10 protein-coding genes and 1 tRNA gene are annotated in these 11,349 nt (G+C 47.8%); all 11 read right to left on the bottom strand.

Translation table 11 applies throughout. The annotated features are described in order from the left end of the window. Positions 1–28 precede the first annotated feature (28 nt). Positions 29–922 carry a protease modulator HflC gene (gene hflC / locus EYR25_RS09330; RefSeq protein ID WP_023268786.1) on the bottom strand — a complete coding sequence of 298 codons (894 nt, stop codon included), beginning with the start codon at positions 920–922 and terminating at the stop codon, positions 29–31. 3 nt (positions 923–925) lie between these two features. Beyond that, positions 926–2,071 (bottom strand): FtsH protease activity modulator HflK, encoded by a 1,146-nt coding sequence (gene hflK, locus EYR25_RS09325; RefSeq protein WP_133179568.1) that lies wholly within the window; start codon positions 2,069–2,071, stop codon positions 926–928. A 36-nt stretch (positions 2,072–2,107) separates the two neighbouring features. After that, the gene (gene hflX, locus EYR25_RS09320; RefSeq protein ID WP_011715789.1) at positions 2,108–3,415 is read right to left on the bottom strand and encodes a ribosome rescue GTPase HflX; all 1,308 of its coding nucleotides are present in this window, start codon (positions 3,413–3,415) and stop codon (positions 2,108–2,110) included. Between the two features lie 23 nt (positions 3,416–3,438). Further along, a complete protein-coding gene (hfq, locus tag EYR25_RS09315) occupies positions 3,439–3,711 on the bottom strand; it encodes an RNA chaperone Hfq (protein WP_011070934.1) in 273 nt (90 codons plus the stop codon). A 92-nt stretch (positions 3,712–3,803) separates the two neighbouring features. Beyond that, entirely contained in the window at positions 3,804–4,730 is a 927-nt protein-coding gene (gene miaA, locus EYR25_RS09310) for a tRNA (adenosine(37)-N6)-dimethylallyltransferase MiaA (protein WP_133179566.1), read from the bottom strand. Continuing rightward, entirely contained in the window at positions 4,723–6,669 is a 1,947-nt protein-coding gene (gene mutL, locus EYR25_RS09305; RefSeq protein ID WP_133179563.1) for a DNA mismatch repair endonuclease MutL, read from the bottom strand. The genes miaA and mutL overlap by 8 nt, the downstream gene beginning before the upstream one ends. Positions 6,670–6,682: 13 nt before the next feature. Then, positions 6,683–8,074 (bottom strand): N-acetylmuramoyl-L-alanine amidase, encoded by a 1,392-nt coding sequence (locus EYR25_RS09300; RefSeq protein WP_133179561.1) that lies wholly within the window; start codon positions 8,072–8,074, stop codon positions 6,683–6,685. Between the two features lie 8 nt (positions 8,075–8,082). After that, the gene (tsaE, locus tag EYR25_RS09295; RefSeq protein ID WP_133179559.1) at positions 8,083–8,541 is read right to left on the bottom strand and encodes a tRNA (adenosine(37)-N6)-threonylcarbamoyltransferase complex ATPase subunit type 1 TsaE; all 459 of its coding nucleotides are present in this window, start codon (positions 8,539–8,541) and stop codon (positions 8,083–8,085) included. Between the two features lie 79 nt (positions 8,542–8,620). Further along, a complete protein-coding gene (locus EYR25_RS09290; RefSeq protein ID WP_133179557.1) occupies positions 8,621–10,120 on the bottom strand; it encodes an NAD(P)H-hydrate dehydratase in 1,500 nt (499 codons plus the stop codon). Between the two features lie 244 nt (positions 10,121–10,364). Next, entirely contained in the window at positions 10,365–10,820 is a 456-nt protein-coding gene (locus tag EYR25_RS09285; RefSeq protein WP_011621393.1) for a ferritin family protein, read from the bottom strand. A 440-nt stretch (positions 10,821–11,260) separates the two neighbouring features. Further along, positions 11,261–11,336 (bottom strand) — tRNA-Gly (locus EYR25_RS09280). Between the last annotated feature and the right edge of the window lie 13 nt (positions 11,337–11,349).

Raw genomic sequence — 11,349 nt, 5'->3', positions numbered from 1 at the left:
GGACCCATTTCAACACACTATTGATTGCTTACTTCTTAGGTGAAGTGCTCTTCATATATTTGAAAAACTCGCTATCTGGTTCTAATACCATGACGTCAGAGTTACCAGAGAAACTCGCACGGTAAGCATCTAAGCTACGTAAGAAGCTGAAAAACTCAGGATCTTTACTGTAAGCATCAGAATAAATCTTCGCGGCTTGCGCATCACCTTCACCGCGGATGGTTAAGGCTTTACGCTCGGCTTCGGCTATCTTCACAGTCACGTTGGCATCAATGGTTGCACGGATAATTTCAGACTGCTCTTTACCCTGTGCTCTATGCTCTTTAGCAACGGCTTGACGCTCGGCACGCATACGTTGGTAAATACTGTTACTCACGTTTGCGGGTAGGTTGATTTGCTTCACACGCACGTCAACCACTTCAATACCTAAGTCTTTTGCACTTTCAGAGGCGTTTTCTAACGCATCATTTTGCAGCTCATCGCGTTTACCAGAAACAATTTCCTTGATAGTGCGGCGACCAAACTCGGTACGTAAATCGTTGTTGATCTTACGTTGTAGTAAGGTCTCAGCATTCGACTTAATACCACCGTTAGTGGAGAGGTAGTATTTTTCGAAGTCGAAAATACGCCACTTCACATAGGAGTCGACCATCAAATCTTTTTTCTCAGAGGTGACGAAACGATCCGCTGCACCATCTAAGGTTTGGATACGCGCATCGAGTAACTTCACCTTATCGATAACAGGCACTTTAAAGTGTATGCCAGGGCCGAAAACGCGGGTCACTGGTTTGCCGTCAACTTTATCTTTTACGATTTCACCGAAACGCGCCACAATCGCACGCTCGCCTTCATTAACGACCATCACAGATGACAAACCTATGCCTAATACGATGGCAATCAGAACAATACTTAATCTACCCATGGATTACTCCCTCCCTTGGCGAGCACGGTCCTCGCGAGAAGGGCGTCCACTCAAAGGCTCACTAATGCGAGTCGTTGACATAGATGAAGAATTGACGTTCTGCTGAGCCTTATGCTCAACCTCTGGCGTAGTCACAGGCTTCTCTTTCATTAACTTGTCTAAAGGCAAATACATTAAATTGCCATTGTTCTTCGCGTCGATCAGTACCTTGTTGGTATCTGTCATCACCTGCTGCATTGCATCGAGATACAAACGCTTACGGGTGACTTCAGGTGCCGCTTGGTACTCAGGTAACAGTAACTCGAAACGAGCCACTTTACCGCGAGCCTCAAGAATTTCACGCTCTTTATAAGCATTCGCTTGTTGCGCCATACGCTCAACTTCACCGCGCGCTTTAGGCTCAACTTCACGGGCATAAGCTTCGGCTTCACGGATAAAGCGTTGTTCGTCTTCTTGCGCCGCAATCGCATCGTCGAAAGCATCTTTCACTTCTTCAGGCGGACGCGCTGGCAAAAAGTTAACGTCAACAATGGCTAAGCCTAATTTGTACGGCTCAATGATGCGCTCGAGTTCTTTCCAAGTATCGCGACGAATCGCATCACGACCAGTGGTCAGAATATCGTCCATCTTGTTGTGGCCGATAACATAACGCAGCGCACTGTCTGTGGCTTCACGTAAGCTGGCATTCGCATCAACGGCACTGAACAGATAAGAGTACGCATCTAAAATGCGATACTGTACGTCCAACTCGACCTTCACGACGTTTTCATCTGAGGTCAACATGCTGCCAGAAGCAGGAATGGAGCGAACAGACTGCACATCAACGGGATAAATCTGGTCGATAAACGTAGCCTTCCAATGCAGACCAGGTCCCACCTCACCAATGTGCTGACCAAAACGCAGCGCAACACCACGCTCAGCTTCTTTAATGGTGTAAAAACCCGAGAGTCCCCAAACAACAAAAGCGATGGCAAGAATGATGATTAAGCTGAACGAACTAAAGCTCTGGCCTGATGAGCCATTGCCTTTGCCGCCAAAGCGTTTTGAAAGATTACGAAAAACCTCATCAAGGTCTGGTGGTCCTTTGTCGTTACCACCTTTATTTCCCCAAGGATCATTACCCTTGTTACCGGGCTCGTTCCAAGCCATTTAGCACTCCATAAGTGGATGAAATAAATTAGATTATTAACAAACAGCCTTTTCTGTCGACGGATCGAAGATAAAGGTTTCTAACTCACCCTGACTCTGTTTAGCTAATCGGCGCCAATCGGCATCCGATAAACGAACAGACAAAATACAGTTCCCCAGATCGTCGTACTCTTTCTGCTGTATCGCATCCAGTCGATAAAACTGGCCAAGATAATGTCCAGCAGTTGCCGGAATCTTAAGTGTAAACTCATGAATAACTTCACCAATCAACTCGGTGATCGCCTTCAGGAGCAGATCAAATCCCAAACGTTTTTGTGCCGAAAGCCAGACGCGCACAGGCTTACCGTGTTCATCGTATTCGATGCGCGGCGTGACATCCTCAAGCAGGTCGATTTTATTACAGACGACCAACTGCATCACCTCGGCAGCATCGATATCTTCAAGCACGTTTTGTACCTGCTCGAAGTTATCCGCCATATTTTCATCAGCACAATCAACAATATGCAGCAATAAATCCGCTTGACGCGTTTCCTGCAATGTTGCCTTGAACGCGGCAACCAGATCGTGTGGTAAATGGCGAATAAAACCTACAGTGTCAGCTAAAATCACGGCACCGTCGGGCAGATCTAACTTTCTCAATGTGGGGTCGAGTGTGGCAAATAGCTGGTCGGCTGCATAAACATCAGATGAGGTTAAGGCATTAAACAGCGTTGACTTGCCCGCGTTGGTATAACCCACTAATGAGACTGTTGGCATGTCACTACGCTTACGGGCGCGGCGACTCTGCTCACGTTGTTTATCAACACGCTCTAAGCGTTTATTGATATTTTTAATACGGCCCCTGAGCAAACGTCTATCGGTTTCGAGCTGGGTTTCACCCGGGCCACGTAAACCGATACCGCCTTTTTGGCGCTCAAGGTGAGTCCAACCACGCACAAGACGCGTCGACATGTGGCGCAATTGCGCTAGCTCCACCTGTAACTTACCTTCATGGGTCCGAGCACGTTGAGCGAAAATATCCAAGATCAGCGTGGTTCGGTCCAATACACGGCACTGACACACCTGTTCAAGGTTTCGCTCTTGAGCAGGACTCAAGGCGTGATTGAAAATAACCACATTCGCCTCGGTCGCAGCTACTAATGCAGCTAACTCCTCGGCTTTACCAGAACCAATAAAAAACTTACGGTCTGGTGAGCGTCGACTTCCAGTAATGACCCCGACTGAGCGTGCTCCAGCTGACTCGACTAATAGCTGTAACTCGACTAAGTCTTCCCGGCGTTCCTCATCGGAAAAGTCGATATGGACAAGAACCGCTGTTTCTCCCGCCTCATAACGATCAAACAAGAAGCAAACTCCTCAATTAAAACTTATTCGCCACTTGGCATATCGTCTTGCGCGCCATAACCGCCCTGGGCATTTTGATGGCCAGCAACGTTAAATGGACGAGCAGGTACTACGGTAGAAATAGCGTGTTTGTAAACCATTTGGCTCACTGTGTTTTTCAACAGAATGACAAACTGATCAAACGACTCTACCTGTCCTTGGAGTTTAATGCCGTTTACCAAGTAAATTGATACAGGAACGCGCTCGCGGCGTAGTGCGTTCAAAAATGGGTCTTGTAAAGATTGCCCCTTAGCCATTTTATTATTTCCTTTTTAATTTATATAAAAATAAATCGTTATCAGTGAAGTTTTTTGTTTAGTTTTAGTATTATACAGCAAGGGCTAATAAGCTAGCGGCATTGACGCATAAGTGTAACTAAATTCCCCTCAGCACCACTTTCAAGCCAATTCAACTCTGGCCAACTACGCAACCATGTTAATTGACGCTTAGCTAATTGCCTAGTAGCGGCAACGGCTTTTTCGACCATAGTATCATAGTCAAATTCACCATCGAGATACTGCCAACATTGTCGATATCCCACGCAACGCATTGAGGGCAAATCTAAATGTAGGTCACCTCTCGCTTTCAGCTGGGCGACTTCATCAATAAAACCTTGCTCTAACATTATCCGAAAACGCTGCCCGATTAACTCATGCAGCACTTTGCGCTCACGGGGCGCAATGGCAAATTGCACCACATCATAGGGTAAAGGAGCCGACTTGGTTTGAGTTAACTCGGTCAGACTCTTACCGCTTATTCTATATACTTCTATCGCTCTTGAAAGCCTTTGTGGATCATTAGGATGAATTCTTTCTGCCGATACGGGATCTATCTCCCTTAATTGCTCGTGCAGTGCTTCCCATCCGTTTGTGTCCGCTTCGGCTTGAATATCGGCCCGAATCGCCTCATCGGCACTCGGTAGCGGCGATAATCCTTCTAAAAGCGCCTTAAAGTACATCATGGTCCCACCCACTAATACCGGGGTCTTGCCCATGCTAATAATCTGTTCAATCTCGCGCAGCGCATCGGCCCTAAAATCGGCGGCGGAGTAGCTCTCTACCGGATCGCGGATGTCGATCAGTCGATGCGGACCTCGCGCTAATTCCTCGGCAGAGGGCTTAGCACTGCCAATGTCCATGCCGCGATAGATCAATGCTGAATCAACCGAGATAATCTCGCAATTATGCTTTTCGGCTAATTCGAGTGCTAAAGCGGTTTTTCCGGACGCCGTTGGTCCCATCAAAAAAACCACTTTTGGCTGTAATTCTTTATTCAATTGCTTGCTCTTCTAGCCACGATTGCCAAGGTAAGGATACTGCTTTATTGGCAATTTGATGTCTTTTCTCTTCAGTTAACTGGCAATAGGCCGCCCAAATATCCGGTGCCGAGGTAAATCCAGTCAAACTCTGCTCTGCCAGCCACACAGCCAATGCATTAGGTGCTGGCGCTTCAAAACGTAGCGATTGCAACCACTCGGGGATCACCTTCGCTAACTGGCTATCCCTGAGATATGGGGGCACTTTTTTAATTATCAACTGCTGATAGCGAATTGTTAGCTCTAATCCTAATTGCCGGATAAGTGTTTCATGTTCTTCGAGTAATGCCGGCCAATCGGTATCGGCGGCAATCGATACTGGCATCAATAATGGCTGACCTATCAAGCCGGTTGCCAGCTTTGTTTCTATCTCATGGCTACGGGTCGCTAACGCCACAGATTGAATCGGCAATAGACTCAAGTTTTGCCCTTGCGCCAACACCCAATATTGACCATTGAGTATGGCGGGCATTGCAAGCACGGGTTGATACGGCTTGTCCTGCACGCTGTAGGATGGCGTCTGCAATAATTCGCCGTAACTGGCGATAGCCGCCTTAGAAGGAAGCTCCGCTCGGGCACGACTTTCCCCAGCCGAACCACTGCGTGACTCCCGCGGAACGGCCATACTGCCGTAGGCATTGCTTTGCACGCCAGAATACGGACGCGCGCTGGCATTATCCCGAGTACGCTCACCTAGCGGCGAATCGACCCGGCTTTCCCATGACATCTCGGCACGAGAAGTATCCGCACGTGAAGCTTCATCCCAAGTTGAATGAGTTTTAGATTCAGGCGATTGCAGCTCGAAGGCAAGATACTCAGTTTGTGTCTGCGTCCCAGATTCAGAGAGAGAAATCTCATCCTTAACCTGTGGCGAACTCGACTCAAAAGGACGCTCAAGACCCAGCTCACCCGCTTCTTCAAGCGCCGATTGCAGTGCTTGCAGAATATAATCATGCACATAGCGGCTCTGATGAAAGCGCACTTCGTGTTTCGCCGGATGCACGTTCACATCCACCTGATGGGGATCGATATCCAGCATCAACACATAACCAGGCTGTTCGACCTCGGCTTTTTGGGCAAATGCTTGGCGCACCGCATGATTGACTAAACGGTCGCGCACTAAGCGGCCATTCACATAAAAATAATGGGTGTCGGTTAACACCGTTGACCAAGGGGACTGTAAATAACCACTTAAACGCAGGTCATCATGTTGGCATTCGACCCGCAACGCCTCATCGGCAAATTGGCGTCCAGCAACCTGAGTCAATCGCTGCAAATACTGCGGTTCATTTAACGCGGGCCGATAGTTACGTACGGTTTTCCCATTGTGAGTCAAGGTAAAGTGGATATCCCCGCGCACTAATGCAATCCGTTTTAGCCATTCATCGATATGGGTAAATTCGGTTTTATCGCTTTTAAGAAAACGTCTGCGGGCGGGCGTATTAAAAAACAGATCGACAACTTCGATAGTTGAACCAACAGGATGCGCGGCCGGCATGACTTTAACCGCCATATCGACGCCTTCGACATAAGCCTTCCACGCTTCCGTTTGCTCGGCCGTTCGCGAGGTCAAGGTTAAGCGGGATACCGAACTGATACTCGCCAATGCCTCACCACGAAAACCAAAACTAAGAATCGCTTCAAGGTCGTCAAGGGAATGCAATTTCGAGGTAGCATGGCGCGATAAAGCCAAGGCCAGCTCATCCTTTGGGATCCCCGAACCATTGTCGCGGATCTTAATCAGCTTGCTGCCGCCCTTATCGATTTCGATATTGATACGCGTCGCCCCAGCATCTAGGCTGTTCTCGACAAGTTCCTTCACCACGGAAGCTGGCCGTTCGACCACTTCACCAGCGGCGATTTGGTTAGCTAATTGCGGTGGAAGGATCTGGATCCCCATAGACTTCATCCTATTAACTCTCAGGAATAACGAGTGTTTGCCCGAGTTGTACCACATCCGTCTTCATACCATTGGCGCGCTTAATGCTAGCCATAGGCACTTGATAACGCTGAGCAATCGCCGAAAGTGACTCGCCGCGGCTCACCTTGTGCTTAATATTTCCCGAGGAGGATTTCGGGCTCGAGCTGGCCGTAGTGCCACCGCTATTACGCTTCGCGAGCAAGGTATCGGCCGGCGGGTTATTGTGGAAATAACGGCTAACGCCCTTATGGATGGCGGTTGCGATACTTTCCTGATGGCGGCTGCTATTAAGTAATCTTTCTTCCTTCGGATTCGAGATAAATCCTGTCTCCACCAAAATGGAAGGAATATCGGGGGATTTTAATACCGCAAGGCTCGCAGACTCAGGGCGACTCTTATGCAACTCAGTGACCGCTCCTAAATCCTTAAGAATATCCCCAGCAACAGAGTGGCCTATGGCCATGGAACTGTTCATGGACATGTCGAGCAGAGTCATTGCAAGGTACTGTTCATTATCAGTATTTTGGATAATTTCCCCGGCACCACCCAAAAGTTCTGAGTGTTTCTCCTTTTGCTCTAACCAACGACCAATTTCACTGTTAGCCCGACGCATCGACAGAACCCACACTGATGCGCCTCTGGGGTTAGGCGAGGTAAAAGCATCGGCGTGGATAGAAATCAGTAAATCGGCCTTACTGTTACGGGCGAGCTCAGAGCGCTTGTTCAAATTCACAAAGTAATCGCCGGTACGGATCATCACAGCGCGCATACCCGGCGTATCGTTGATCTTACTGGCCACTCTTTTGGCTATCTCTAGCGCGACTTTTTTCTCGTAAACACCTGAAGGGCCAATAGAACCAGGATCGTCACCACCATGGCCCGCATCAATAGCTACCACAATATCACGGGAGGATTGCGCCGATTGAGTAACCGTTTTAACGGGAGTTGAGCTCACCACCGCTGTCGCTGTCGTTAAGGTTTTATCCTCAAGATCCACCACCAAACGATTACCATAGGGCGCCGTCTCCGGAAGGGAAAACAGGTTAGCATTTAATGGCTTAACCAAATCGATCACCAAACGTAAATCACCTTTAGTAGGTGATTTGCTGACGCGAACCCCCTTAACCAATTTGCTGTTGTTATCGATATTTTTCAGGCTCAGTTTTGTCGACGCCTTTTTAAGGTCGACCACTAAACGATTGGGTCCATCGAGGGAAAAATAAGTGTAATTAGGCGCTTCGCTCAAATCGAACACCACACGGGTCGACTCGGGAGCAGCCCAAATACGCACGCCCTCAAGCTGGTTAGCCGCGTGGGCTGCTACAGCAAAAAAAGCGCACAGAAAAAGAGTAATAGTCTGAAAGTAATGCTTATTTTTAGTCATCTTTGTTTTTATTTTATTGCGGCTAATAGCTTTTTACCTGATTCTGTTAAGGCTCGAATTTGGATTTCACGTCCTTGGTTAACATAATTTAAATGCAAGTGAATATCAGCATCGGGCAAGAGTCCATGACCTTTGTCGGGCCATTCCACGATGCACAGGCTCCTATCGGTAAAGTAATCACGGATCCCCATGAACTCGAGTTCTTCAGGATCGTTTAAACGATACAAATCAAAATGATAAACTTCGACACCGTCTAGCTCATAAGGTTCAACTAAAGTGTAGGTTGGGCTCTTTACCGCTCCTTTATGCCCTAATCCTTGGATTAACCCGCGGCTCAGAGTGGTTTTACCCGCCCCTAAATCCCCCGTCAAATACAGAGTCAAAGGCGCTTGAATATGGCGGGCCAATTTTTGCCCAACCGCAATAGTCTCGTCTTCGTTATTTAATTGAAAGGTTAACTCTGTCATTTCCGCTTTTATCACTGCTGTTATGGATGGAGGAGGCAACTTAAGCGCGGGAGTGTCTTGCGCTTAAGTTTTACAGCGCCTAGAGTAAATCACTATTTACTAATTGGCGAATAAAAGGCATCAAATCACTGGCTAACATGCCCCGCTCACCCTGCACTGCAGCCAAATCGGCCGCGCAGCCATGAACGACAACTCCAACAACGGTCGCCTGCATGTTATCCATTCCTTGAGCCATAAGTGCGCCTATAATACCAGATAACACATCGCCGCACCCACCACTCGCAAGCCCCGGATTACCAACAGGTGCAACGACCATCTGTTTTCCATCAAAAATGACAGTACCCGCACCTTTGAGCAGCACCACGCCACCATATTTTTGCTGCAGAGCACGCACGGCAGCGAATCTATCCTGCTCAATGTCGGCGACATTACACCCCAAAAGCCGCGCAGCTTCCCCAGGATGGGGCGTGAGTACCCAGTTAGTTTGCCTGCGCGGTTCTTGACTCAATAGATTTAGAGCATCGGCATCGAGCACACAGGGTTTATCGCTTAAGCCCGCGGCTTTAAACAAGTTATAACCCCAGTCGTGTTTTCCTAACCCCGGACCAAGTACCACCACCTGCGCCCAACCTAGGCGCAGATAGACCTCCATATCGACCAGCTCACAGCCCCAAAACATCAATTCGGGGCGCGAGACGTTTACTGTCAGTTGATGTTCAGGCCTGCTGATCACAGTCACCAATCCGGCACCCGCACGTAAGCAGGCTTCACTGGCGAGGCGAATGGCTCCAGCCATACCAAAATCACCACCGATCAGCGTTACCTTGCCCGATTGCCCCTTGTGGCTGTCCCGTGCTCTTGCGGCAAAATGGCTTTTTAACATTTCACCGCCGACTCGCATTGCACTCTCAGCATCGAAGAAAGGCGTTAATCCCAGATCGGCAAAAGCCAAATGGCCGCAGTGGTGCCTCGCCTTGCTGGTCAAAAGTCCCTGTTTTAATCCACCAAAGCATAGAGTGACATCCGCCATCACGGCGATATGAGCAGCAACGCCAGTGTCGGCAACAATTCCCGAGGGCAGATCTAAACTCAGTACCCAAGCTTCACTCTGATTGATCGCACGAATTAGTGCGGCTAATTCCTCACGCACAGCGCCCTGTACGCCTGTGCCCAGCAGACCATCGATAATGATTGGTGCCTGCTGTATCGCTTCGATATTAGGGGAATCAATAACACCGCCCTGGTTTAGATAGGCAGAAAGTGCTTGCTCGAACTCTGCAGAGCCTTGGGTCTTGAGCAAATAAACCTTGACCTGATGCCCTGCTTCTAAGGCTAGGCGCGCGCAAACGAGCGCATCGGCGCCATTATTGCCGCTACCCGCCAGTACTAGTAAAGGCATTTCTTCAAGCTGAGGATGCCGTTCACGCTGTTGAGTAAAGCACTCGAATGCCGCCCGACCTGCACGTTCAACTAATTGATATAAAGTGGTTTCACCTTCTGAAACAGCAAGCAATTCAGCGGCTCTCACCTGCTGCTGCGTATAAAGCGCCGTGGGTAAACTCGATAAATCTTGTGCCATAGAGGATCTCCTGCGCGACAACTAATCAAAAGGACTGCTCACCGAATACGCCACTTTATCGGTGAGAACGAAGTATTGAATGGTTAAATCAACCAATGAGATCAAGAAAATAACAAAAACCGCGCCGTAAAATTATGACGTAAATCAGTTGCCATGCAAAAAGCGTCCAAAGTGAATAATACTCATCCGGCAAAAACAACAAAGCCAGCATTGCGCTGGCTTTGAGAGGTCATTCGGCATCGAATTAGATATCATCCATCCGAATCGTGCTATGCACCAGACGTTGCTGCTGGGTTTTCTCTACCCGAATCAGTCCCTCAAGTGCGGTGCGGGCATCTTCGGCTGTGGTTGAGTTAACGGTTTTCTCTAATAAGCCAATCAGTCGATTTTCTAAATCGAGGTGCAAATTCAGCACATCATCTTCAGTCATATTGGCAGGCAACATAGTGTCTTGGCAGCGCTTAGTAAAGTCTTCAAATACAAAGTCTTTATACCAAGTATCTAATACTCTAACGGGCGCCTCATCCATATAATCACGCAATTTTTCAGCCACATGTTTTTGATGAGACTCAAAATATTCCAGCATCATCTTCACGCGGGCAGAATCGGCCTGATTGTTCAGTCGGCCATAGAGTTGCGCCATATCTAAGCGGCAATTCGCCACATACTCAAGTAAATCACGTAATTGTTGAATACGCATACAATGCACTCCAGTGTTAAGCCAACTACTTGGCGCTATTAACTTTGTCTGGATTCATTATGTAAGTAAAAGCGTTACGAATATTTGAACAAGGTCATAATTTAACTTTCGCAACGCCATCTAATTTAGGAAATCTTGAAGAAACAAGGCGCAGATCACGCATTAACCTTGCTGTTTTATTTTTTACAAAATAGAAAACATCATCAACTACAGCCGCAGAGCAGGCAAATCCTGCCTGCTCTTAACCGCATTAGCATTAAAAATAACCGCGAAAACAAAGATTAATAAATTAAAGTGATGAAAGTGCTAAAAAAGTGCTTGGAACAATCAAGAACGGAACAAACATGCCAAGCATACAAAAGAGCAAAGTAGCACTACGTAAGTTGTGATATATAAGTTTGAAATGGAGAAGATTTTATGGGGAGGCTTACGAGAAAAATTGGAGCGACATATCGGGTTCGAACCGATGACCTATACCTTGGCAAGGTATCGCTCTACCAACTGAGCTAATGTCGCATAATTTTGTATT

Origin of the sequence: Shewanella decolorationis (genome assembly GCF_004354305.1) — a bacterium.
In the GTDB taxonomy this organism is placed as follows: domain Bacteria; phylum Pseudomonadota; class Gammaproteobacteria; order Enterobacterales; family Shewanellaceae; genus Shewanella; species Shewanella decolorationis.
Note: the sequence above shows the minus strand (reverse complement) of the source record. Positions and strands in the feature narration are given on the sequence as shown.

Bases quoted from the DNA above. Each gene is read 5' to 3' on its own strand.
- hflC (WP_023268786.1), bottom strand. From the start codon at position 922: ATGGGTAGATTAAGTATTGTTCTGATTGCCATCGTATTAGGCATAGGT.
- hflK (WP_133179568.1), bottom strand. From the start codon at position 2,071: ATGGCTTGGAACGAGCCCGGTAACAAGGGTAATGATCCTTGGGGAAAT.
- EYR25_RS09300 (WP_133179561.1), bottom strand. From the start codon at position 8,074: ATGACTAAAAATAAGCATTACTTTCAGACTATTACTCTTTTTCTGTGC.
- EYR25_RS09285 (WP_011621393.1), bottom strand. From the start codon at position 10,820: ATGCGTATTCAACAATTACGTGATTTACTTGAGTATGTGGCGAATTGC.
- hfq (WP_011070934.1), bottom strand. From the start codon at position 3,711: ATGGCTAAGGGGCAATCTTTACAAGACCCATTTTTGAACGCACTACGC.
- mutL (WP_133179563.1), bottom strand. From the start codon at position 6,669: ATGGGGATCCAGATCCTTCCACCGCAATTAGCTAACCAAATCGCCGCT.
- tsaE (WP_133179559.1), bottom strand. From the start codon at position 8,541: ATGACAGAGTTAACCTTTCAATTAAATAACGAAGACGAGACTATTGCG.
- EYR25_RS09290 (WP_133179557.1), bottom strand. From the start codon at position 10,120: ATGGCACAAGATTTATCGAGTTTACCCACGGCGCTTTATACGCAGCAG.